Source organism: Comamonas serinivorans (assembly GCF_002158865.1).
Lineage (GTDB): Bacteria > Pseudomonadota > Gammaproteobacteria > Burkholderiales > Burkholderiaceae_C > Comamonas_E > Comamonas_E serinivorans.
Genome location: NZ_CP021455.1, coordinates 2,178,129 through 2,201,309 on the forward strand (window position 1 = coordinate 2,178,129; position 23,181 = coordinate 2,201,309).

A 23,181-nucleotide genomic window follows, 5' to 3' on the forward strand; every position below is an offset into this window, starting at 1 on the left:
CATGACACGCGCATCCGTTTCCCCCGCTTCTGAAGGGTTGCATGCAGCCCTGCGCGTGTTCGCAGGGCTGACGGCGTTGCTGGGCGCCTGGCTGCTGGGCACGCTGTTGCCTGTCGCCGACAAGCTGTTCACCGGACGGCTGGCCCCCAGCGACCCTTTGCCTTTTGATGCCGTGGTGCCGTCCGCCCGACACGGGATGCATGGCCTGCTGCGGCGCCTTGCCCATCGCGGGCTCGGCGCTGGGTGTCCGGGTCGCCATGCGGCGCACGCCTTGACGCCTTTTTCATCCTTTTTCTGGAGCCTTTCCCCATGCTGACCGAAGACGGCAAACACCTGTACGTGAGCTACGACGAGTACCACAACCTCGTCGAGAAGCTCGCGATCAAAGTGCATCAATCGGGTTGGGCGTTCGACAACATCCTGTGCCTGGCGCGCGGCGGCATGCGCCCCGGCGACATCCTCTCGCGCATCTTCAACAAGCCGCTGGCCATCATGTCCACCAGCAGCTATCGCGCCGATGCGGGCACCAAGCAAGGGCATCTGGACATCGCGCACTACATCACCACGCCCAAGGGCGAGATCGCCGGCCGGGTGCTGCTGGTGGACGACCTGGCCGACACCGGCCACACACTGAACGCCGTCATCGAGCAGCTGCGCACCAACTACCAGCCCATCACCGAGCTGCGCACCGCGGTGATCTGGACCAAGGGCAGCTCGACCTTCACGCCGGAATACTCGGTGCAGGACCTGCCCACCAACCCCTGGATTCACCAGCCCTTCGAAGGCTACGACACCATGACGCCCGAGAGGCTCATGGCCAAGTGGAAGATCTGAACCCCGCGCATCGCACCTGATCTGCAGTATGGGGCTGTTGGCGTTTTATTGAAAACGGCAGCAGCCCCATACTGCATTTGGCTGTGAACGCTTCAAGGCGTCGGACGTGAGGGCCAGGCCGCGGGCGACGACGCGCTCGACCGGGTCGGGCCGGCTGATCAGTACCGACTGGATGCCTGCGTCGGCGCGCCGTGTCGGCCACGCCGATGGCAGCGAGCGAGGCCACCGAGGCCGGCGAGGCCTGGCGCGCCGATCCGGATGCGCACCTGGCGGTGGCTGGCGTGTCATCGCGCCGTCATGCGTGCTGCCCACAATCGCGGCCTTGTTTCACACCAGGGCGGCTGAAGCGGCTTGGTCATGTCCTTCGTCGCGGGTGCGCCGCCAGGCGGGCGAGGCCTCTTCGCCGTGGCGGCTGACCCGCGAAGCCATGTGCCATGGCCGTCACGATGCGTCGCATCACGGTGCCGCCCCGAGCCTGACCGCCATGCCCGAGTCGACCTCTCTCCCTGTGCTGGCCCTCGAGGACGTCGGTTTGATCTGTGGCTGGCGTTTCGCCTGCGGCGACAGCGAGCCGGCCGCGGCCCTGTCGGCCGCAGATGCGGCCGACTGGCTCGCCCGCGATGCGGCCGAGCACCCGCACAGCGGCGACTTCCTGTGGCTGCATTTCAACCTGGCGAATGCCCAATCGCTGCGGTGGCTGCAGCGCCACGCGGCCTTGCCCGAGGTGTTCTATGCCGCGCTGCGCGAGGGCCTGGCCTCGACGCGGCTGGAGCGGGCGGAAGGCTCGCTGGTGGCCGTGCTCAACGACGTCAACTTCGAGTTCGATTTCGAGTCGGCCGACATCGCCACCTTGTGGATCTGCCTGGACGAGCGCCTGGTCATCACCGCGCGCACGCAGCCGCTGCGCTCGGTCGATGCGCTGCGTGCGGCCGTGCGCAGTGGCGACAGCCCGGCCAGCACCACCGAACTGCTGGAGCATCTGATGCGCACGCAGGCCGATGTGCTGGTCAAGGTGGTGCGCGAGACCACCGCGCGCGTGGACGAGATCGAGGACGTGATCCTGGCGCGCCGTGACAGCCGACCCCGCGCCCACCTGGGCCGGTTGCGGCGCCTGCTGGTGCGGCTGCAGCGGCTGCTGGCGCCTGAGCCCGCGGCGCTGTTCCGGCTGTTGCAGCAGCCGCCCGGCTGGATGAGCGAGCGCGATCGCCAGGGCTTGGCCGCCGCCAGCGAAGAGTTTTCGTTGATGCTGCGCGACATGCAGACCCTGCAGGACCGCATCCGGCTGTTGCAGGAGGAGGTGGCGGCCATCGTGAACGAGGACAACAACCGCAGCCTGTTCGTGCTGACCATGGTGACCGTGCTGGCGCTGCCCATCAACATCCTGGCGGGCCTGTTCGGCATGAACGTGGGGGGCATTCCGCTGGCCGAGCACCCCGACGGTTTCTGGATCGTGGTGTCCATCGTGGTGGCCTTCACGGCCGTGGCCGCCTGGCTGGCGCATCGGCACAAGCAGCGCCAGGTTTGAGCGTCCGATGCCCGTCAAAAATGGGGTATGGGCTGATTGCCGATTGTCTTTGATCGGACAGGCAGGTGTACTGCCAGACATTGAACCTGGCTGGCCCTGTGCTCATGACGGGGCTTGGTCCGCAGGGGGCTGGTCCGCGCCTGGCGTGCCGGTCGCCGGCGCAATGCCGTGCAGAAACCAGGCTGTGGCCTCGCGCAGCTGCTCACGCCGTTCGTCGTTCAGGCCGGGGGGCTCCAGGCCCTGCATCGCGCGAAGAAAGGGCGGCGACATCGTGCAGTTCATGTAGTGGTGCGCCAGCTTCATGGCCTCGTGCGGGTCCAGGCCGGGCAGCCAGGCCTGCAGCAGCGATGCCACCTGCTGGGCCGCTGCGCTCACCGGCGATTCGAACACCTTGCGCGCCAGCTCGGGAAAGCGCTGTGACTCGGCCACGGCCACGCGGTACAAGCCCAGCACATCCGGCTGCAGCGTCCAGGCCAGCAGCCGGCCGCCCAGCTCGCGCAGCTGTGCTTCCAGGCCTTTGCTCAGCAGCGGGGGGCCGTCGGGACGCAGGTTGCGGTCCACGTAGCCTGTGACCACGACGTCGAACACCTCGGCCTTGTCGGCAAAGCGCGCGTAAAAGGTCTTTTTGGAGATGCCGGCCAATCGGACGATGTGATCGACGCTGGTTGCGGCATACCCCTGGGTGACGAACAGATCGGTGGCGATGGCCACGATGCGTTCGGTGAGTTCGGCAGCGGCATCCCGCGACGGCCGGCCCGTCTTGCGTTCGGTGACGGCGGCATGGCGCGGGCGGGCCTTGGGTGCGGGGCGAGGGCGGTTGACGGGATTGGTGGGGGCGGCGGTCACGGCGTGCATGCGGGAAAGCGCGAACTGGGCGCGAGGGTAGCATGCCCCCACAAACGGAACCACATCGTTCCTTTCATGGGGCCCTTGCATGGGAGATGCTGTGCACCCCGATCCGACAGCCCGCCGCCGACACGTCCCCCGCGAGCCCAGGCGCAGCCTGTTGCGTTGCAAGCAGCAGCCATCGCTGGGCGCCTTGGACCGGCTCATCGCCAAGCTGCAGGGCGGCGCCATGCACGGGTGCACGCTGCGCCCACGAGCTGGTGCAGGGGCTGTCGCTGGTTCAAACGACAGCTTGAGGGGGTATCCGGCTCTTGCGATGTTCTTTTCATCGGTCGTGACTGATACCCCAAGCGATTTCATCGCTTCGCATACTGCTGCTGGCCGAACAGGATGTCGCGGGCGGTATCCGAGGTAATCGGCTTGCGGCGGTCGGCCAGCACGGCCACGCCGCGCTGAACGGCAGGGCGCGCGGCGATGCGGTCGAACCAGGCCTTCAGGGCCGGGTAGTCGGACCAGTCCACGCCCTGGTTTTCGGCGCTGCGCAGCCACGGGAAGATGGCGATGTCGGCAATCGTGTAGGTGTCGCCCGCGATGTAGGCGTGCTGGCTGACCTGTTGGTCCATCACGCCGTACAGGCGCTTGGCCTCGTTGGTGTAGCGGTTGATGCCGTACGCGATCTTCTCGGGGGCGTACAGGCGAAAGTGATGCGCCTGACCCAGCATGGGGCCGACCCCGCCCATCTGGAACATCAGCCACTGCAGCGTGGCGTGGCGCGCGTGGGGTTCGGTGGGCAGGAACTGGCCGGTCTTCTCGGCCAGGTAGACCAGGATGGCGCCGGACTCGAACAGGGAAATGGGCCGTCCCGCCGGGCCGTCGGGGTCCACGATGGCGGGAATCTTGTTGTTGGGGCTGATGGCCAGGAAGTCGGGCTTGAACTGGTCCCCTGCGCCGATGTCGACGGCGTGCGCCTGGTAGGGCAGGCCGCATTCCTCCAGCAGGATGTGGACCTTGTGCCCGTTGGGCGTGGGCCAGGAATAGACGTCGATCATGGGGGTCTCCAAACGAAGGCGAGGCAGAGCGGCAGGCGCCAGATGCTGCAGGCCGGCACGCCGAGGAACGCCGGGCATCTTGCCACGCCGGGATCGTCCGTGATGCGGCATCTCGGTCTCGCGCAACGGTACCTCGCGAAACGGTGATCTGCGAAACGGCGTGTTGCGTAACCAATCGTATGTGGACGAGAAGTAGTTCCGCGAGTGTCGTGCGTCCTACGCCGACGGCTGCGCGACGCCACTACAGTTGGCGCGTTGTTCAACCACGAGGACATTCACATGACACACACCTCTTTGAATCGCAAGCTGCTGTCGGGCGCCACGGTGCTGGCCGTGACCGCGTCACTGGTGCTGACGGGTTGCGCCGGCATGTCGCCCACGGCGCGCAACACGGCCATCGGCGCGGGTGCGGGTGCCGCGGCAGGCGGGCTGATCGGTGACGGCAAGGGCGCTGCGATCGGGGCTGGCCTGGGCGCCCTGGGCGGCTACATCTGGTCGCAGCACATGGAAAACAAAAAGCGCGAGATGGAGCGGGTGACCGCCGGCACCGGCGTGCAGGTCGAGCAAACGGCCGACAACCAGCTGCGGCTCAACATCCCGAATGACATCTCGTTCGACACCAACAGCGCCGTCATCAAGCCGCACCTGCAGCCCATCCTCGACCAGTTCGCCCAAGGCCTGGGCAGCCAGCCGAACACCGAGGTGCTGATCGTTGGGCACACCGACTCGACCGGCAACGACGCGATCAACGACCCGCTGTCGCTGCGCCGCGCCAACAGCGCCCGCGATTACCTTGCCGCACGCGGCGCCAACAGCAGCCTCATCCGCACCGAAGGCCGTGGGTCGCGTCAGCCCATCGCCGACAACGGATCCGAAGCCGGCCGCGCGAAGAACCGCCGCATCGAGATCTTCCTGGCCGAACGCGCACCGGCGCAGGGGGCCCAGCAGCCCATGCAACCGCCGGCCATGAACCAGCCCATCGGCCAGCCGATTCAGCGCTGACGGTCGGGCGCACCGCTTGCATCCCGTGGCTGGCTGGGCAGCCGCGGATCTCACCGCCTGCGCCGGTCGATTCCCCATGAACGGCGAGCCGCTCGGGCCAGCTTCAGACGACCTGTCTTGCCAGGGACTGAACCCAGCCCAGGCGCTGGCCACAATGGCTGCATGCACCGCCGTCTGTCCGGTGGACAAGGAGAAGCATGAGTACCCAGTCGCAGGCCTTCATTGCCGGAGCGTTCGAGCACCCAACCCGCTTTGCGCCGGATAAATCGGTGGCCCAGCTGCATGCCGAGTGCGCGCGGGGCGCGCTGGCGGATGCCGGCTTGTCCATCCGCGATGTGGATGGCTACTTCTGTGCCGGCGACGCACCCGATGGCAACGGGCCCGCCATGGTGGATTACCTGAACCTGCGCCTCAAGCACATGGATGCGACCGAGGAAGGCGGCTGCTCCTACATCTCGCACGTGGGCAAGGCGGCGCAGGCGATCGCGGCCGGCAAGTGTTCGGTTGCCCTGATCACGCTGGCGGGCAAGCCGCGCAGCAACAAGCAGGCCACGGGCACGGCCTACCGCTGGACGGGATCCGAGCGCCCGCACACGGTGTGGGAAGGGCTGTACGCGCCGACCATCACGGCGTTCTACGGCATGCTCACCCGCCGCTTCATGCACGAACGCGGGGCCACGCTGGAGCAGATGGCCTGGGTCAAGCATTCGGCCTCGCTGCACGCGCAGCACAACCCGCACGCCTTGCTGCAGAAGGTGATCTCGATCGACGAGATCATGGCCTCGCCCATGGTGGCCGAGCCCATGCGGCGCATGGACTGCTGCGTGATCACCGATGGCGGCGGCGCGCTCGTCGTCACCAAGCCCGAGATCGCCAAGTCGCTGAAACGCCCGCTGGTGGGCGTGAAGGGCTATGGCGACACCATCCAGATCCAGGGCGGCAACTGGAACCCCTTTGTCGAGTCGGGGGCCAAGTACTCCGGGCGCGACGCCTTCGCCATGGCGGGCGTGACACCGGCCGACATCCAATACGCTTCCATCTACGACAACTTCACCGTCAACGTGCTGATGCAGCTGGAGGACCTCGGTCTGTGCGGATACGGCCAAGCCGGCCAGTTCGCGGCCGAGGGCAATCTGATCGCCGGGCAAGGCAGGCTGCCCTGGAACACCGATGGCGGTGGTCTGTGCAGCAACCACCCGCAAAACCGCGGCGGCATCACCAAGGTGATCGAGGCCGTGCGCCAGCTGCGCGGCGAGGCGAACGCCCCCGTCCAGGTCAAGGATTGCGAGCTGGCCATTGCCAGCGGCCCGGGCCTGGTGATGGGTTTCGGCCATGCCCATGCCACCGTCATCTTGGAGCGCCTGTGATGAACGCGACCGAACTCGAGCTGGTGCAGGCCGGCATTGCCAACTTTCCCGAAAACCAGCCGTTCTGGGACAAGGCGCGCCAGGGGCAGTTCAGCTTGCCGCGTTGCCGCGCCTGCGGCAAGCAGCACTGGTTTCCTCGCGCCTTTTGCCCACTGTGTTTTTCGGACGATGTGGTGTGGGAGGACAGCGCCGGCCAGGGCACGGTGTTCAGCTACTCGCGCCTGAACGGCCCGGCGGGCGAGCGCGTGATCGCCTACGTGCAGCTGCAGGATGGCCCGCTGATGCTGACCGAACTGGTCGACACGGATGCGTCGCTCGCCATCGGTCAGCCCGTGGTCGTGACCCTGGTCGAGGTAGCGCCCGATTTGCGCATTCCCAAGTTCAAGCCGGCTTGATATGGCGCGGCCGCCTCGGGTGCCGGGCGCCGCTGCAGTGAGCTCGACGTTGATGCCGTCGACGCGGCGGGCGATGTGGCCGCCCAGGGCCAGGGCGGCTGAGAAGCGTCACCCGACTGGCAGCGTCACTCTGCGGGCGGCGTTGATGAGGCGGGGCACAGCTCGATGGCCTTGCAGCGAGACGCCACAGGTTGCCGCAGTGAGCCCAGGAATCCACAGGGCTTCAGCCTGGTCGAAGGTTCTGCCATCGGACTAGGCGAATCGCGTTCATGTCGCCGAGTCTTGAGGGGTGAACGGCGTATGGGTGAATTGCCGTTTAATTACAAACGGAAATCAACCCATACTCCATGCATGAGTTTGCGCTTCAACATTGCCTTTCAGAGGCCTTCTTCGATGGGTTCCACCGTGACGGCCACGTCCAGGCTGTGCTCGGCGGCGCCAAAGAGGATGCCGCGCACCGGCGACACATCGGAAAAATCGCGCCCCACGGCCACACGCACGTAGTCCTCGCCAGGGGTGCCCCAGCCATGGCGTGCGTTCGTGGGGCACAGGTCGTACCAGGCGCCCAGGCGGGCCACGGTGTGCGTGGTCTTGTGGTCGGCCTCGGCCTCGCGCGCCGTCACGAACAGGGTGTCGGCAAAGCCTTCGGGGTAGCGCAGGTCGGGCAGGTAGACCTGCACCCAGGCATGGCTGGCATCGGCCCCGATCAGGCGGGGTTGCCCGGGTGGGGGCTGGGTCAGCAGGTAGCCGCTCACGTAGCGCGCCGCCAGCCCCAGGCTGCGCAGGCAGGCGATCAGGACGTGGGCGAAATCCTGGCACACGCCCTCGCGGCGGGCCAGCGACTCGCGCGCGGGGGTGTCGATGCTGGTGCTGGCGCTGCGGTAGCGGAAATCGCCGTGCATGCGCTGCATGAGGTCGCACGCCGCGGCGATGAGTGGCCGGCCTGGACGGAACGAGGGCTGGGCGTAGGCGACGAAATCGGCGTGGCAGGCGATGTGGGGCGAGGGGAACACCATGCCGGCCGCGTCGTCGTAGGTGGCGCCGGCCCGGTAGGTGAGGCTGTCGCGTGCGGCCTCCCAGCCGATGGTGCTGGGCGCGGGCTGTGGCGGCAGGGTGCGCACCTGGGCCTGGGCGCTGACGCTGAAATGCCGGTGCGGCGTTTGCAGCGCCAACCATTCCTGGTGGTTGCCGAAGGCGTCGATGCGCTCGGCATGGCTGTCGGGCGGCGGGTCGAACACCAGCTGGTGCGACAGCACCTGCTGCCAGGGCGTGCGCGGCGGCTTGAGGTGCACGATGTGCTGCGCGCCCTCGATGGCTTGCGCGTAGCGGTAGCGGGTGTCGTGGGCGATGCGCAGCAGCATGGCGAATGGGGGTTGGGGCGGTTCAGGACCAGACCGCGTGGCGCGCTTCGTGGTAGTGGGTGAAGTGGCGCAGGCTGATCTGGTCACTCACCTGGTTGGCCGCGTGGCTGCAGGCATCGAGCAGGGTCTGCAGGTGGTGAAAGTTGCCCACGTCGTCGGCGGCACACAGCAGCGCCAGCGGCGCGTCGGCCGGTGCCGGCAGCAGCTGGCTGAGGTCGGGCGCCCCGTCGGGCGCGTGGCGCTGCAGCGTGGCCAGCACGTCGGCCAGGGCCTGCGTCACGCAGCCGAGTGAGCGCGGGTTTTCGCGGCTTTGCACCAGCAGGTCCAGCAGCGAGGCCAGATTCTGGCTTTGCTGGTAGAGCGCGTGGAACGAAATGGTGCTGTCGAACAGGGCCAGTACGGCCTCGTAACCTTCGAAGTCGTGAACGGCATTGGCGTAGAAGGCCTGGCTCAGGGCCTGGCTGTAGAAGTCCAGCCGCTCGACGTAGCGCCCCAGGGTCAGCATGCGCCAGCCATCGTCGCGCGTCATGTGGTCCATCTGCGCCCCGACGATGGCGCTGATGCGTTCGCGCAGGGCGGTCAGCACGCGCGTGACGCCCTCGTGCGAGCCGGCCTGCAGCAGGCTGTGCATGGCTTGTGCGAATTCGCGCTCGGCCTGGCTGATGGCGCGCCAGTGGTCGAGCGCCATGCGGTGCCGCACCTGGGCGGCCGCGGCGCGCAGGGCCTGAAGCGCGTGGCCCACGCTGTGGGCGCTGCCGGGTGCCAGGTTGCGCACCAGGGTCTGGGCAAATTCGGCCGGCGTGAACACCAGGGGTTCGGCCTCGTCCGGCACCATGCCCATCTTGCGGCACAGCAGGTCGATCCAGGCGAAGAAGGGCACCGAGGGCTGCTCTTCGCCGTGCAGCGCATCGAGGCTGAGCTGGGCCAGGCGCGCCTGGTTCTCCACCCGCTCGGTGTAGCGCCCAAGCCAGAACAGGTTTTCCGCGGCCCGGCTGGTGACCACGCGCACCCGGCGGGCCACGTCCAGGCCCGGGGTGACGGCGCGGGGCAGCAGGTCGGCAGCGGTCGGCGTCATGCGCACGCCGGGTTGCGAGGCCGCTGGTTGCGGGTCGCTGGCCGTTGCCCCCACGACCCAGACATCGGCGCTGGTGCCCCCCAGGCGAATCGAGGACAGGGCGTGCGGGCCGACCGGCAGGCGGGCCATGCCGCCCGGCAGCACCTGCCACTGACCTGGCCCGTTCGAGAGGGCGAACAGACGCAGCACCACGGGGCGATCGGTCAGCCGGCCGCCGTCGGGCTGCCACTGCCACACGGCCTGGTGCGCGGCGGGCAGGTGCGCCTGCACGGTGAGGTCGTCGCTGTGCACGGCCAGGCGTTGCGCCCAGTCCGCGCGCTCGGCAGGGCTCAACCAGCGCGTGAGCACGGGGTCGAAATGCGCGCGGGCTGCCGCACCGGGGTAGGGGGCGGGGTAAGTGGGTTTGATGACGCAGTCATCCAGCATGGCCAGGGCCTGGTCGCGCACCGCGGCTTCTCCGCACCACCAGGTGGGCGCCGCCGGCAATTCCAGGTCCTCGCCCAGCAGGTGGCGCGCCAGTGCCGGCAAAAAGGCGAGGATGGCGCTGGACTCCATGAAGCCCGCGCCGGGCCAGTTCGCCATCAGCACATTGCCGGCGCGCAAGGCCTGCATCAGGCCCGGCACCCCCAGCTGCGAATCGGGGCGCAGCTCCAGGGGGTCCAGGTACTGGTCGTCCATGCGCTTGATGACGGCGTGCACCGGGCTCAGGCCGTGCATGGTCTTGAGGAACAGCCGTTGGTCGCGCACCGTCAGGTCCGCGCCCTCCACCAGCGTGATGCCGAGGTAGCGGGCCAGGTAGGCGTGCTCGAAATACGTTTCGTTGTACTGGCCCGGCGTCAGCAGTGCGATGTGGCTGTCGGCCCCGGCCGGGCTGTGGGCGCGCAGGCTGTCGACCAGGGCGCGGTAGCTGCCGGCCAGGCGGCGCACACGCAGGGCTTCGAACTCCTGCGGCAACTGGTGCAGCACGGCATGGCGGTTCTCGAGCAGGTAGCCCATGCCCGAAGGCGCCTGCAGGCGTTGCGACAGCAGGCACCAGGCGCCGGTTTCGGTGCGGATGAGGTCGAAGGCGCACAGGTGCAGGTGGGTGCCGTGGGGCGGCCGCACCCCGTCCATGCAGGGCAGGAAGTCGGGATGCCCCTGCACCAGAGCGGGTGGCAGCAGGCCCGAGCGCAGCAGCTTGCGCTCGCCATAGAGGTCGGCCAGCATGGCGTTCAGCACGCGCACGCGCTGCAGGATGCCGCGCTCCAGCATCTGCCAGTCCTGTGGCTCGATGAGCACCGGCAGCAGCTCCACGTCCCACTGGCGCTGCAACTGGCCATCGCCAGCGTAGACGTTGTAGGTGACTTCGTCGTCCTGCAGCTGGCGCTGCAGGTCCAGCCACCGCTGATCCAGGTAACGGGCCGCGTCGGGGCCATGTGCACGCGCCTGGGCCCAGAAGCGCTGCCAGGCAGGGCTGCCGTCGCCCGGGTCGAACCGAGGGGGGAAGGGGTCGGAAGGAAGGGGGTGGTTCACGGGCCGCGGTGCCAGGTGGAGGGACATGCTGACGTGGCAGATGGCCTGCGCCTTGAATGCCGCGCGAAAATTACCACAGGCCGGGCCGAATGGTCGGCGCGGCTTCAGAGCGAAAGAGTTTCACCCGATGTCCAGTTCCTGTTTCATGCCGTTTTCGACACCCGTTCGCGCCCTGCGGCGGCTGCGCGCCGCCGCCCTGGGGCTTGCCGCCTGCGCCGGTTTGGCGGTGCAGGCCGAGACCATCGGTTCGGTCGACACCGTGTTCAAGGTCATCGGGCCGGATCACAAGATCGTGGTGGATGCCTACGACGACCCGCTGGTGCAAGGGGTGACCTGCTACGTCTCGCGGGCCAAGACGGGTGGCATCAAAGGTGGCCTGGGGCTGGCCGAAGACCGTTCCGAGGCGTCGTTGAGCTGCCATGCCACCGGCCCGATCGCGTTCAAGGCCCCGATCAAGCCGCAGGACGAGGTGTTCAGCGAGCGCATTTCGCTGCTGTTCAAGCGCCTGCGCGTGGTGCGCATGGTGGACAGCCAGCGCAACACCCTGGTCTACATGACGTATGCCGACCGCGTGATCGAGGGCTCGCCCCAGAACAGCGTGACCGCCGTGCCCGTGCCGGCGGGCACGCCGATTCCTGTCAAGCGTTGATGTTGCGGGAGTATGGCCTGATTGCCGATGATTTTTAATTGAGATCAGGCGCATACTGCCTTGCGATGAATGTGGCTACCGCCATCCATGGCCAGACCAGCGTGATCGCTGGGGCAAGGCCGGTTTGCGATCGAGGTCGATCCCTCTCAGGAGCCGGACAGCGGCCCGAGCCGTGGCATGTCAATCAGCGGGCCCGGCGCGGCTGGGATGACAAGCAGGCCGGCCAGGTTTGCCGAAACGGTGCGCGTCACGTCCGCGCCAGGCATCAGCTCAGCTGGTGAAGCCGTGCATACAGGCCGTTGGCTGCGGTCAGCTCGGCATGTGTGCCTTGTTCGGCGATGCGGCCCCGGTCCAGCACCACGATGCGGTCGGCGCGCTCCACCGTCGACAGGCGGTGGGCGATGGTGATGCAGGTGCGGCCTTCCATCAGCCGCTCCAGCGCCTGTTGCACCAGGCGTTCGCTGGCCGTGTCCAACGCCGAGGTGGCTTCGTCCAGCAGCAGGATGGGGGCGTCGCGGTACAGCGCACGCGCGATGGCCAGGCGCTGCCGCTGTCCACCGGACAGCTGGGCCGCGTTGTGGCCGACCACGGTGTCCACGCCCTGGGGCAGTGCGTCCACGAAGTCGGCCAGGTTGGCCGCCTGCAGGCTGCGCAAGGCGCGCTCGCGGTCAGGCGTCTCGTCGCCCAGCGCCACGTTGTCCAACACGCTGACGTTGAGCATCACCACGTCCTGGCTCACCAGGGCGAACTGGCGGCGCAGCGCGCGCAGATCCCAGTCCTGCAGGGGCACGTCGTCCAGCAGCACCGTGCCCGACGTTGGCTGCACGAAACGCGGCAGCAGGTTGACCAAGGTGGTCTTGCCGGCGCCCGACGCGCCGACCAGGGCCACGTTTTCGCCGGGCTGCACGGTCAGGCTGATGCCAGTCAGCGCCGGCGCACCGTCAGCCGAGAACTGCACGCTGACGTGGTCAAAGCGCAGCTGGCCAGCCGCACGGGGCTTGGCGAACGTGCCACCTTGTTCGGCCTGCACATGGTCCATGAGGTCCAGCCCGCGTTCGAGCGCGGCCAGGCCCCGGGTGATGGGGTTGGCCAGGTCGGCCAGGCGGCGGATGGGGGCGATCAGCATCAGCATGGCGCTGATGAAGGCCACGAACGAGCCCACGGTCACGCTGTCGCCGGCCGCTCGGCCCTGCGCCAGCGCGATGACGATGACGACCGACAGGGCGACGGCGGCAAACAGCTGGGTCAGCGGGGTCATGGCGGCCGAAGCGATGGTGGCCTTGATCGCAAGGCGCCGCAGGCTCTGGCTCAGCGTGTTGAAGCGGCTGTCCTGCGTCGCCTGCGCGCCATGCAGGCGGATCATGCGGTGCGCGAGCACGTTTTCTTCGACCACATAGGCCAGCTCGTCGGTGGCGTTCTGGCTCGTCTTGGTTACCCGGTAGAGTCGCCTGGACAGCGTTTTCATGATCCAGCCCACGCCCGGCACCATGACGAGCACGATGGCCGTGAGTGTCCAGTTCAGGTAGAGCAGGTAGATGAGCAGCGCGATGACGGTGAACCCGTCGCGCGAGACCGAGAGCAGCGCCTGCACCAGCTGCAGCGAGCCGGTCTGCACCTCGTAGACCAGCGTGTTCGAGAGCTTGCTGGCCGATTGCTTGGAGAACAGCCCCATGTCGGCCGACAGCAGGCGCTCGAACATCTGCTTGCGCAGCACCACCATGCCCTGGTTGGTGATGCTGGCCAGCGCATACTGCACGGCAAACTGCGCCACGCCGCGGATGGCAAACAGGCCGATGATGGCCACAGGCGCCATCCACAGCTGCAGCGAGCCTTCGGTGAAGCCATCGTCCAGCAGGGGCTTGAGCAGCGCGGGAATCATGGGCTCGGTGGAGGCGCTGATCAGGGTCGCGATCAGGGCGATGCACCATCCGAGTCGATGCTGGCTGAAGTAGCGTGACAGGCGCTTCAGGCGGGGCCAGAGCGCGCGCTCCGGCGCAGGGGAGTCCGCCTGGGTGGCAGTGAGGGTAGGGTCTGACATTCGGCCAAGCATTGTATCGGCCGATGTCGGGTGCCCTTGTCTGGCGTCCAGGCGCGGCTCTGGGGCCGGCCAAGGCCCGCGGCTTGCCGGGGCCGTGGGCGATTGCCGGCTCGGTGGACCGGCGGTGGGCACAATGCCGCCAGAACTTTTTCCGACGATCGAAGTCTGCTCACCGTCACGTCACAGCTTGTGACGCTGGGTGCGGCATGGTGTGTACCATTGCCGGGCTCGGATTTCTCCCTTTCACGACTCCTCTGGCCCTCGAGGCTGCACCTTTGCTGCATGACCGGACATCCAACCACCTTCAAGCTCGTTCGCCGCACTGTTCTGGGATCCCTGGCTGCCGTTCCGGCCCTGCCGGTCCTGGCTCAATTCAAGGTCGAGGTCACGGGCGTGGGGGGCACCCAGATTCCCGTGGCAGTCGCGAATTTCCGCGGTGAAGACGCCTCCCCACAGAAAATCGCCAGCATCGTGCGCGCCGACCTGGAGCGCAGCGGCGTGCTGCGCATCGTCGATGCCAGCGGTCAGGCCATGGACGAAAACACCCGGCCCGACGTGGCGCTGTGGCGTCAGAAAGGCGCCGACGCGCTGGCGGGCGGCAGCGTGACCCGCCAGGGCGATGGCCGCTACGACGTGCGGTTTCGCCTGTGGGACGTGATCAAGGGCCAGGAGTATGGCGGCCAGAGCTATGTGGTGCCGCAGGCCGACCTGCGCCTGACCGCGCACAAAATCGCCGACTACATCTACGAAAAGCTCACGGGCGAACGCGGGGTGTTTTCTTCGCGCCTGGCCTACGTGAGCAAGGCGGGGCGCCGCTACACCCTGTGGGTGGCCGATTCCGACGGCGAGAACGCCCAGGCGGCCTTGACCAGCGGCGAGCCCATCATTTCGCCGACTTGGTCGCCCGATGGCCGCCAACTGGCCTACGTGTCGTTCGAGGCGCGCAAACCCGTGGTCTATGTGCACGACGTGGCCAGTGGTCGTCGCCGCCTGCTGGCCAACTTCAAGGGATCCAACAGCGCCCCGGCCTGGTCGCCCGATGGCCGCAGCATTGCCCTGACGCTGAGCCGTGATGGGGGCTCGCAGCTCTATGTGATGGGGGTGAACGGTGGCGAGCCGCGTCGGCTGATGCAAAGCAGCGCCATCGACACCGAGCCCGTGTACTCGCCCGACGGCAGCAGCATCTACTTCGTCTCGGATCGCGGCGGCTCGCCCCAGATCTACCGCGTGGCCGCCTCGGGTGGCAGCCCTCAGCGTGTGACCTTCAACGGCAGCTACAACATTTCGCCCACCGTGAGCCCCGATGGCAAGTGGTTGGCCTACATCACCCGCAATGGGGGCGGCTACAAACTGCAGGCGATGGAGTTGGGCAATGGTGCGGTGCTGTCGCTGACCGACACCGCAGCGGATGAAAGCCCGAGCTTCGCCCCGAACGGCAAGTTGATCGTCTACGCCACGCGCCAAGGGGGCACCGATGCCCTCATGACAACGACGCTGGACGGCAAGATCAAGGCCCGTCTGGCCGGCAAGGGCGGCGACATCCGCGAGCCGGCCTGGGCGCCGTTTCCGCGTTGATGCGCGCGCATTGGTTTCAGTCACCAGCACTTAGGAGTAAGGGAAACATGTTCAAACAGTCCGTATTGATTCTCGCCGTGGCTTTGACGCTGGGCGCATGCAGCAGCAAGAAGCTCGACCCGGCACCGGTGGTCGATGACCGCACCAGCGGTTCCCAAACCGGAGGCGACGCTGCAGGGGCAGGCCAGAGCTCGGTCACCGGCGTCGATGCATCGAACGCCAATGCCAACGCGGCCGGCCCTCAAGGCGTGAGCAACGTGGTCTATTTCGACTTCGACAGCTTCGTGGTGCGCTCGAACGACCAACAGGTCGTGGAGGCCCATGCCCGCTTCCTGCAGGCCAACAAGGCCCGCCGCGTGACGCTGGAAGGCAACACCGACGAGCGCGGTGGCCGCGAGTACAACCTGGCCCTGGGTCAAAAGCGCGCCGAAGCCGTTCGCCGCTCGCTGAACCTGCTGGGCGTGGGTGATGCGCAGATCGAAGCCATCAGCTATGGCGAGGAGAAGCCGGCCGCCATGGGCGCCTCGGAAGACGCCTACTCGCAAAACCGTCGCGTTGAGTTCAAGTACCAGTGAGCCGGCTGATGCTTTCCCACATGGGCTCGCGCCTGGCGCGGGCTGGCATGCTGGCCCTGGCGCTGGGCGTGCCGCTGCAGGCCCACGCCTTGTTTGGCGATGACGAGGCACGCGCGGCCATCCTGGATTTGCGCAAGCGATTCGATGCCGCCAATGCCTCGCAGTCCCAGCTGATCCAGGACAACGCGCAGCTGCGGCGCAGCGTGCTCGACCTGCAGGCGCAGATCGAAACGCTGCGTGGCGAGCTGGCGAACATGAAAGGCGTGGAGGAGCAGCTCACACGCGACATCGCCGAGCTGCAACGCCGGCAGCGCGACATGAGTCAGAACCTGGAAGACCGCCTCAGCGCCCTGACGGCCCCTGAAGGCGGCGCTTCTGCGGCAGCAGCCGACACGGCGGCCAGCGCGCCCTCGTCGGCGGCAGCACCCGCCGTCAATCCCCAAAAGGATTTCGACGCGGCCATGGCCGTGTTCCGTGCCGGCAATTTCAGCGGTGCACAAAAGTCGTTCGCCGCCTTTCTGAAGCAGCACCCCAAGAGCCCGCAGTACCCTGCGGCGCTGTTCTGGCTGGGTAATGCCCAGTACGCCACGCGGAACTACAAGGAAGCGGTCAACAACTTCCGCTCGAGTTTGAGCATGGAGCCGTCCGGCCCGCGCTCGGCCGAAGCGATGCTGGCCATTGCCAACTGCCAGATCGAGCTCAAGGACAGCACAGCGGCGCGTAAAACCTTGGACGACCTGATCAAGCGCTTTCCCAAGAGCGAAGCGGCACAGGCGGCCAAAGACCGTTTGGCGCGCCTGCGCTGACCCGTTCATTTGATGGAACCCCGGCCGGCGTCATTGACGTCGGCTTTTTTTCCGCTTTTCTCCGCGCAGACCATGAACAGTGAGCCGCATGACCTTGATCGCCGCTTTGGCGGCCTGGAACGCCTGTACGGCGTGGAGGCCGCCCGGGCCATCCGCGCCGCGCACGTCGGGGTCGTGGGCATCGGTGGCGTCGGATCCTGGGTGGCCGAGGCCTTGGCGCGCAGCGGCGTGGGGCGGCTCAGCCTCGTCGATCTCGACCACGTGGCCGAGTCCAACATCAACCGGCAGGTTCACGCCAACACCGAGACCCTGGGCCAGTCCAAGGTGGAGGCCATGGCGGCGCGCATCGCCGGCATTCACCCCGGGTGCCAGGTGCAGGCCATCGATGAGTTCGTCGAAGCCGACACCTGGCCCATGCTGGAGCCTCTGCTGAGCGGCTTGGATGTGTTGATTGACGCCTGCGATTCGCAGGCCGCCAAGCGCCTGATGGCCCACTGGAGCCGCCGCAGCAAGGTGCGGTTGGTGGTCTGTGGCGCCGCCGGCGGCAAACGGCAGGCTCAGTTGGTCGAGGTGGGCGATCTGGCCCAGGTCACGCACGACCCCCTGTTGGCCAAGTTGCGCTACCAGTTGCGCAAAGACGGCTTTGCGCGCACGGGCAAGATGCAACTGCCCTGCGTGTTCAGCCGCGAGCCGGTCGCCCCGCCGCATGCATCGTGCGCGATCGAAGGCGACGGCTCACTCAATTGTCACGGGTTTGGCTCCAGCGTGACCGTGACCGCCAGCTTCGGCATGGTCGCGGCGTCCTGGGCCCTGGATGTGCTCGCGCGTGCGGCCAGAACTTGAAGAGCAATTTGGAATAGGGGTATGGCTTGGATGCCGTTGATTTGATATCGGCATTTCGGTCATACTCACATTGCTTTAGAGGCTTTGACCCTTCACGCGTGGCATCCGCAGTTGCCGATGCGCATGGTGGCCACATGGGGTTTGCACCTCGCAGCCTGATCCTGAATGCTTTGCTGGCCTGCTTCGGCTCGCGCGATCGGATGAGGCAAGAAAAAAGCCCCAGCGCACGCGCAGGGGCTTGATTCAGGTGTTTGTGGTGGGTCGTGCGCGACTCGAACGCGCGACCATCGGATTAAAAGTCCGGTGCTCTACCAACTGAGCTAACGACCCACACAGCAGCTTGAAATCAACTTCTTCTCAAACTGCTGCAGTAAGCCTAAGAGTATACCCTGTTTTGCTCGACATCGACAAACGCCCCGGGAAAAGTTTGAGCCTTCTCTTCTGCGCACGCTCTGACATCCCTGATGGTGACAGGGTTGTGCTCAAAGCTTGTCTGCACAGGGGCGTGCGGCGATAAGATTTTCGATGGTCAGGGTTTCACCCGACACCGCGTTTGGCCGGAACAGGAAGCGGCGCCACAGCCGTCACAGGGAATTCAGAACAATGCATGCATGGACAGCAGGTCAAGTGCTTGAGGCACCGCGCGGCCGCAAGCTTTTCATCACCGATGTGATTCCGTTCAGCCAACTGAACGAGCCGGACGCCAACCCGGAGGGCTTCCTCATCAAGTTCGTCTTCAACGAAGCCGAGGTCCACGACCAGCGGGCCATGAAGTACGAGCTGGATGACTTCATGTTTGAGCAGATGTGCCAAGCGGAAGGCTTTGGGGACTGACAGCACGGTGCTGCAAGCGTTCTGTGGCACGTGCAAGGCCCAGGCAGCTTGACTGCAGGCTCCCGGCCGGCGGGTTGCCTGCAAGGGGCGGGGGCAAGCGAGTCCCGCGCTCACGCGGCCAGGCTTCCAAGCGCATGAGCCCCATGCGCCTGACACGCAAAAAACACTTGCCCCTTTCCACCGGCGGCAGCCCGCTGAAACCCATGAGCGCGGGCTGAGCCAGTTCGTCATGCGAGCTCACCTGGAAAGAGCATGGACTGTGGAAGTATGCGTGCCTGTTCATTAATTCTTCAACGAAATCGATTGCATACTACGCATGAAAAAGAGCTGGCCATGGGCCAGCTCTCGTGGTGTCGCAATCCGGGCGGGGCCCGGCATGCGGATCAGTCCTGCGCCAGGGATTGCCAGGTGGCGATCACGGTGTCGGGGTTCAGCGAGATGGAGCTGATGCCCTTGTCGGCCAGCCATTTGGCGAAATCCGGGTGGTCGCTGGGCCCCTGGCCGCAGATGCCGATGTATTTGTTCTGGCTCAGGCAGGCGGTGATGGCGCGCTCGATCAAGGCGGTCACGGCTGGGTCGCGCTCGTCGAAGTCCTGGGCCAGCAGTTCCAGGCCGGAATCGCGGTCCAGACCCAGCGAGAGCTGCGTCAGGTCGTTCGAGCCGATGGAGAAGCCGTCGAAGTACTCGAGGAACTGGTCGGCCAGCACGGCGTTGCTGGGCACTTCGCACATCATGATGAGCTTGAGCTCGTTCTCGCCGCGCTGAAGCCCGTTGTCGGCCAGCAGCTCGGTCACGCGCTTGGCCTGGCCTAGGGTGCGCACGAAGGGCACCATGATCTGGACGTTGGTCAGGCCCATGTCGTTGCGCACGCGCTTGAGGGCTTCGCACTCCATCTTGAAGGCTTCGCCGAACTCGGTCGAGATGTAGCGCGCGGCGCCGCGGAAGCCCAGCATGGGGTTTTCTTCCTCGGGTTCGTAGCGGCTGCCGCCAATGAGCTTGCGGTACTCGTTGGACTTGAAGTCCGACAGGCGCACGATCACGGGCTTGGGGTAGAAGGCGGCGGCAATCGTGGCCACGCCTTCGGCCACCTTGTCAACGTAAAAGGCGCGCGGGCTGGCATGGCCGCGGGCCACCGATTCGACGGCCTTCTTCAGGTCGGCGTCGACGGCGGGGTAGTCCAGGATGGCCTTGGGGTGCACGCCGATGTTGTTGTTGATGATGAACTCCAGGCGCGCCAGGCCCACGCCGCCGTTGGGCAGCTGGGCGAAGTCGAAGGCGAGCTGGGGGTTGCCCACGTTCATCATGATCTTGGTGGAGATCTCGGGCATGGTGCCGCGCTCGACCTCGGTCACCTCGGTCTCCAGCAGGCCGTCGTAGATCCGGCCGGTGTCGCCCTCGGCGCAGCTCACGGTCACCAGCGTGTCGCTCTTCAGGCGGTCGGTGGCGTCGCCGCAGCCCACCACGGCGGGGATGCCGAGTTCACGCGCGATGATGGCGGCGTGGCAAGTGCGGCCGCCGCGGTTGGTCACGATGGCCGAGGCCTTCTTCATCACCGGCTCCCAGTTGGGGTCGGTCATGTCGGTCACCAGCACGTCGCCGGCCTGCACCTGGTCCATCTGCGAGATGTCGGACACCAGGCGCACCGGGCCGGTGCCGATTTTCTGGCCAATGGCGCGGCCTTCGGCCAGCACGGCCGAACTGCCCTTGAGCTTGTAGCGCAGTTCGGCCTGGCCAGCGGACTGGCTCTTCACCGTTTCGGGGCGCGCTTGCAGGATGTAGAGCTGGCCGTCGATGCCGTCCTTGCCCCATTCGATGTCCATGGGGCGGCCATAGTGCTGCTCGATCACCAGCGCATAGCGCGCCAGTTCTTCCACGTCGGCATCGGTCAGCGAGTAGCGGTTGCGCAGCTCGGCCGGCACGTCCGTGGTCTGCACCAGCTTGCCGCTGGCCGCCTTCTCTTCGGCGGTCGAGAACACCATCTGGATCAGCTTGGAGCCCAGGTTGCGGCGGATCACGGCCTTTTTGCCCGCTTGCAGCGTGGGCTTGTGCACGTAGAACTCGTCGGGGTTCACGGCGCCTTGCACCACGGTTTCACCCAGGCCGTAGCTGGCGGTGATGAACACCACCTGGTCAAAACCCGACTCGGTGTCGATGGTGAACATCACGCCGGCCGCGCCCTTGTCCGAGCGGACCATGCGCTGCACGCCGGCCGACAGGGCCACCACGTCGTGCGCAAAGCCCTTGTGCACGCGGTAGCTGATGGCGCGGTCGTTGTAGAGCGAGGCAAACACCTCTTTCATCTTGTGCAACACGTCGTCGATGCCGACCACGTTCAGGAAGGTCTCCTGCTGGCCTGCGAACGACGCGTCGGGCAGGTCTTCGGCCGTGGCCGACGAGCGCACGGCGAACGAAGCCTCGGCCACGCCGCCTTGCAGGGTGACGAAGGCCTCGCGGATGGCGGCTTCCAAGTCGGCCGGGAAGGGCTGGCTTTCGACCATGGCGCGGATTTCGGCGCCGGTGCTGGCCAGAGCGCGCACGTCATCGACGTTCAGGGCGGCCAGCTTGGCGCTGATCTTGTCGGCCAGGCCGTCGTGGGCCAGGAACTGGCGGAAGGCATGCGCCGTGGTGGCGAAGCCGGTGGGCACGCGCACGCCCTGGGGCAGCTGCGAGATCATTTCACCCAGGCTGGCGTTCTTGCCGCCGACCGATTCGACATCGGTCATGCGCAATTTTTCGAACGGCACCACCAGGGCGGTCGCGTCGAACAGGTTGGACATGGAAGGGCTCCAGAGTTTAAAAATCGGTGCAGGATCCAAGGCCGCGCAGCGGGCCCTGCGTCCAAGCAGCAGGCGGCATGCGTCCTGGCGCCGACCGTGGCGCGGGCACGCAGAACCTGCTGGGGAAATTTGGATAATCCCGTATTCTAGGCCGGGGCGATGGCGTTGCACGCCGCAACAACCACACGCATCCGGCCGGTGCGCCCACCAGGCGCACCGCAACCTTCCAACCGCTGCCCGAAGGCCGCTTTTTCGCATGTTCAACCGCACCGCTTTCTACGTTTCCGATGGCACGGGCATCACGGCCGAAACCTTTGGCCATGCCATGCTGGCCCAGTTCGACATCAAGGTGCGCAATGTGCGCTTGCCATTCGTCGATACCGTGGACAAGGCCCACCAGGCCGTGCGGCAGATCAACCACGTGGGCGAGCTGGAGGGCTACCGGCCCATCGTCTTCACCACCATCGTCGACATGGATGTGCTGCGCGTGCTGCACGAGAACTGCAAGGGCATGCTGCTGGACATGTTCGGCACCTTTGTGCGCCCGCTGGAGCAGGAGCTGGGCATGAAGTCGCACCACCGCGTGGGGCGGTTCTCCGACATCAGCAAGAGCAAGGAATACAACGACCGCATCGAGGCCATCAACTACAGCCTGCAGCACGACGACGGGCAGTCCAACGTGCAGCTGGCCGACGCCGACGTCATCCTGGTTGGGGTGAGCCGCAGCGGCAAGACGCCGACCAGCATCTACCTGGCCATGCAATATGGCCTGAAGGTGGCGAACTACCCGCTGATTCCCGAAGACTTTGACCGCCAGCAACTGCCCCCCGATGTGGCCAAGCACATCAAAAAGGTGTTCGGGCTGACGATTTCGGCCGAGCGCTTGTCTGAAATCCGGTCCGAGCGCCGGCCGAATTCGCGCTACGCCAGCATCGAGAACTGCCGCCACGAGATCTCGCAGGCCGAGGCCATGATGCGCCGCTCGGGCGTGCGCTGGCTGTCGACCACGACCAAGAGCATCGAAGAGATCGCCACCACCATCCTGCAGGAAATCCACCCGGACCGGCTGTCCTATTGAGGTTGTATCACTTCATGCTCATTGGTGGGCAAACGGACATGGGGGTGTACTGGTGTCATTGATGTGAACCACAAGCCGGCCGCGGTGATTGGCCAACCCGCCCGATATCGCCGGTGACCGATGGCCGTGCGGTGTCGCGCCAACTGGCCGCGCGCGGGTGATGGGCTTTCTGGCCCGTGTGGTGAAGGCGCAGGCCCTGAAAAGGTGCACAGCCCGCTTAGGCGGGCGGTGGGGTGAAGGGCACAGCGCTGCGAGAGGGCCTGGCTTCGCACCGCTGCATGGCGCCACCCTGGGGCAGCCAGCATTTGAGCCTGGCTGGCGTGCGTCACGCGACACTCACCACCCGCGACAACACGCTGACCTGATCCACGACGGCTGAGGTGAGCAAGATTGCTGCCTTGGGCAGGTATGGGCATGCTGCCGTTCAATTTTCATCGGGATTGGCAGCATACCCCTGTATTCGGATGCTCAGGCGGCAACCTGGGCGATCAGCTCGATTTCGACGCAGGCGCCCAGGGGCAGCTGCGCGGTGCCAAAGGCGCTGCGCGCATGGGCGCCCTTGTCGCCGAACACGCTGGCCAGCAACTCCGAGCAGCCGTTGGTCACCAGGTGCTGTTCGGTGAAGCTCGGGGCCGAGTGCACCAGGCTGGTGACCTTGACGATGCGCTGCACGCGGTTGAGGTCGCCCACGGCGGCGTGCAGGGTGCCCAGCAGGTCGATGGCGATGGCGCGGGCGGCATCCTGGCCCACGGGGGTGTCCATGTCGTCGCCCAGACGGCCCGTCCACACCCGGCCCGACCGGCGCGCGATGTGGCCCGACAGGAAGACCAGGTTGCCGCTGATGACGAAGGGCACATAGGCGGCGGCGGGCACGGCCACCGGCGGCAGTTCAATGCCCAGTTGCTTCAGTTTGTCGTAAACGTCCATGGGGTTCTCCTGTGAAAGTCATGGTGTGCCAGACGCCCGGACGGGCTCTGGGCATCTGCGGGGATTTTGCCGCAGCAGGGGCGCGTGTCGTCAGGGGAGGCTGCGGGCGCGAC

Annotated in this window: 20 protein-coding genes and 1 tRNA gene; 13 read left to right on the top strand and 8 right to left on the bottom strand. The window is 66.6% G+C overall.

The window, feature by feature from the left end; genetic code table 11:
* Position 1 precedes the first annotated feature (1 nt).
* From CCO03_RS09320 to CCO03_RS09330, 3 genes are all read left to right on the top strand, one after another.
* Positions 2–316, top strand: coding sequence for a hypothetical protein (locus CCO03_RS09320; protein ID WP_157667607.1), 315 nt, complete (start codon positions 2–4; stop codon positions 314–316).
* Positions 310–834, top strand: a complete 525-nt coding sequence (locus CCO03_RS09325) for a phosphoribosyltransferase (protein ID WP_087280242.1) — start codon at positions 310–312, stop codon at positions 832–834. Before CCO03_RS09320 ends, CCO03_RS09325 begins: the two co-directional genes overlap by 7 nt.
* 484 nt (positions 835–1,318) lie before the next feature.
* On the top strand, positions 1,319–2,359 hold the full coding sequence (locus CCO03_RS09330; RefSeq protein ID WP_087284479.1) for a transporter: 1,041 nt from the start codon (positions 1,319–1,321) through the stop codon (positions 2,357–2,359).
* A gap of 102 nt (positions 2,360–2,461) precedes the next feature.
* Here CCO03_RS09330 and CCO03_RS09335 read toward each other — a convergent pair whose 3' ends face one another.
* Positions 2,462–3,214 carry a TetR/AcrR family transcriptional regulator gene (locus CCO03_RS09335; RefSeq protein WP_157667608.1) on the bottom strand — a complete coding sequence of 251 codons (753 nt, stop codon included), beginning with the start codon at positions 3,212–3,214 and terminating at the stop codon, positions 2,462–2,464.
* Between the two features lie 347 nt (positions 3,215–3,561).
* Positions 3,562–4,254 (bottom strand): glutathione binding-like protein, encoded by a 693-nt coding sequence (locus CCO03_RS09340; protein WP_087280247.1) that lies wholly within the window; start codon positions 4,252–4,254, stop codon positions 3,562–3,564.
* A gap of 279 nt (positions 4,255–4,533) precedes the next feature.
* On the opposite strand from CCO03_RS09340, the gene CCO03_RS09345 reads away from it, so the two are divergent.
* The 3 genes from CCO03_RS09345 (at position 4,534) to CCO03_RS09355 (ending at position 7,018) form a co-directional block, all read left to right on the top strand.
* Positions 4,534–5,256 (top strand): YiaD family glycine zipper/OmpA-like lipoprotein, encoded by a 723-nt coding sequence (locus CCO03_RS09345; RefSeq protein WP_087280250.1) that lies wholly within the window; start codon positions 4,534–4,536, stop codon positions 5,254–5,256.
* Between the two features lie 197 nt (positions 5,257–5,453).
* Positions 5,454–6,623, top strand: a complete 1,170-nt coding sequence (locus tag CCO03_RS09350; protein WP_087280253.1) for a thiolase domain-containing protein — start codon at positions 5,454–5,456, stop codon at positions 6,621–6,623.
* Positions 6,623–7,018 carry a Zn-ribbon domain-containing OB-fold protein gene (locus CCO03_RS09355; protein WP_087280256.1) on the top strand — a complete coding sequence of 132 codons (396 nt, stop codon included), beginning with the start codon at positions 6,623–6,625 and terminating at the stop codon, positions 7,016–7,018. Before CCO03_RS09350 ends, CCO03_RS09355 begins: the two co-directional genes overlap by 1 nt.
* A gap of 377 nt (positions 7,019–7,395) precedes the next feature.
* On the opposite strand, the gene CCO03_RS09360 is transcribed toward CCO03_RS09355, so the two are convergent.
* Complete coding sequence (locus CCO03_RS09360) at positions 7,396–8,379, bottom strand: transglutaminase family protein (protein WP_087280259.1); 984 nt, start codon at positions 8,377–8,379, stop codon at positions 7,396–7,398.
* A 22-nt stretch (positions 8,380–8,401) separates the two neighbouring features.
* The gene (locus tag CCO03_RS09365) at positions 8,402–10,993 is read right to left on the bottom strand and encodes a circularly permuted type 2 ATP-grasp protein (protein WP_087280262.1); all 2,592 of its coding nucleotides are present in this window, start codon (positions 10,991–10,993) and stop codon (positions 8,402–8,404) included.
* A gap of 118 nt (positions 10,994–11,111) precedes the next feature.
* On the opposite strand from CCO03_RS09365, the gene CCO03_RS09370 reads away from it, so the two are divergent.
* Complete coding sequence (locus CCO03_RS09370; RefSeq protein WP_087284482.1) at positions 11,112–11,615, top strand: CreA family protein; 504 nt, start codon at positions 11,112–11,114, stop codon at positions 11,613–11,615.
* A 265-nt stretch (positions 11,616–11,880) separates the two neighbouring features.
* Here the strand turns inward: CCO03_RS09370 and msbA are convergent, their stop codons facing one another.
* Positions 11,881–13,653 (bottom strand): lipid A export permease/ATP-binding protein MsbA, encoded by a 1,773-nt coding sequence (gene msbA, locus CCO03_RS09375; protein WP_087280265.1) that lies wholly within the window; start codon positions 13,651–13,653, stop codon positions 11,881–11,883.
* 282 nt (positions 13,654–13,935) lie between these two features.
* Here msbA and tolB point away from each other — a divergent pair, with 282 nt between their 5' ends.
* From tolB to CCO03_RS09395, 4 genes are all read left to right on the top strand, one after another.
* On the top strand, positions 13,936–15,228 hold the full coding sequence (gene tolB, locus CCO03_RS09380) for a Tol-Pal system beta propeller repeat protein TolB (protein ID WP_087280268.1): 1,293 nt from the start codon (positions 13,936–13,938) through the stop codon (positions 15,226–15,228).
* Between the two features lie 47 nt (positions 15,229–15,275).
* Positions 15,276–15,803: a peptidoglycan-associated lipoprotein Pal gene (pal, locus tag CCO03_RS09385; protein ID WP_087280271.1), complete on the top strand. Its 528-nt coding sequence runs from the start codon at positions 15,276–15,278 to the stop codon at positions 15,801–15,803.
* Between the two features lie 8 nt (positions 15,804–15,811).
* On the top strand, positions 15,812–16,609 hold the full coding sequence (gene ybgF, locus CCO03_RS09390) for a tol-pal system protein YbgF (protein ID WP_087284485.1): 798 nt from the start codon (positions 15,812–15,814) through the stop codon (positions 16,607–16,609).
* Between the two features lie 72 nt (positions 16,610–16,681).
* Positions 16,682–17,452 (top strand): tRNA threonylcarbamoyladenosine dehydratase, encoded by a 771-nt coding sequence (locus CCO03_RS09395; protein WP_087284486.1) that lies wholly within the window; start codon positions 16,682–16,684, stop codon positions 17,450–17,452.
* A gap of 254 nt (positions 17,453–17,706) precedes the next feature.
* Here the strand turns inward: CCO03_RS09395 and CCO03_RS09400 are convergent.
* Positions 17,707–17,782 (bottom strand) — tRNA-Lys (locus CCO03_RS09400).
* A 273-nt stretch (positions 17,783–18,055) separates the two neighbouring features.
* Here CCO03_RS09400 and CCO03_RS09405 point away from each other — a divergent pair.
* Positions 18,056–18,286 (top strand): hypothetical protein, encoded by a 231-nt coding sequence (locus CCO03_RS09405; protein ID WP_157667609.1) that lies wholly within the window; start codon positions 18,056–18,058, stop codon positions 18,284–18,286.
* A gap of 383 nt (positions 18,287–18,669) precedes the next feature.
* Here CCO03_RS09405 and ppsA read toward each other — a convergent pair whose 3' ends face one another.
* Positions 18,670–21,063 (bottom strand): phosphoenolpyruvate synthase, encoded by a 2,394-nt coding sequence (gene ppsA, locus CCO03_RS09410; protein ID WP_087280277.1) that lies wholly within the window; start codon positions 21,061–21,063, stop codon positions 18,670–18,672.
* A 256-nt stretch (positions 21,064–21,319) separates the two neighbouring features.
* Here ppsA and ppsR point away from each other — a divergent pair, with 256 nt between their 5' ends.
* Positions 21,320–22,141, top strand: a complete 822-nt coding sequence (gene ppsR / locus CCO03_RS09415) for a posphoenolpyruvate synthetase regulatory kinase/phosphorylase PpsR (RefSeq protein ID WP_087280279.1) — start codon at positions 21,320–21,322, stop codon at positions 22,139–22,141.
* Positions 22,142–22,609: 468 nt separating this feature from the next.
* On the opposite strand, the gene CCO03_RS09420 is transcribed toward ppsR, so the two are convergent.
* The gene (locus CCO03_RS09420) at positions 22,610–23,068 is read right to left on the bottom strand and encodes a RidA family protein (protein ID WP_087280282.1); all 459 of its coding nucleotides are present in this window, start codon (positions 23,066–23,068) and stop codon (positions 22,610–22,612) included.
* Positions 23,069–23,181: the final 113 nt, after the last annotated feature.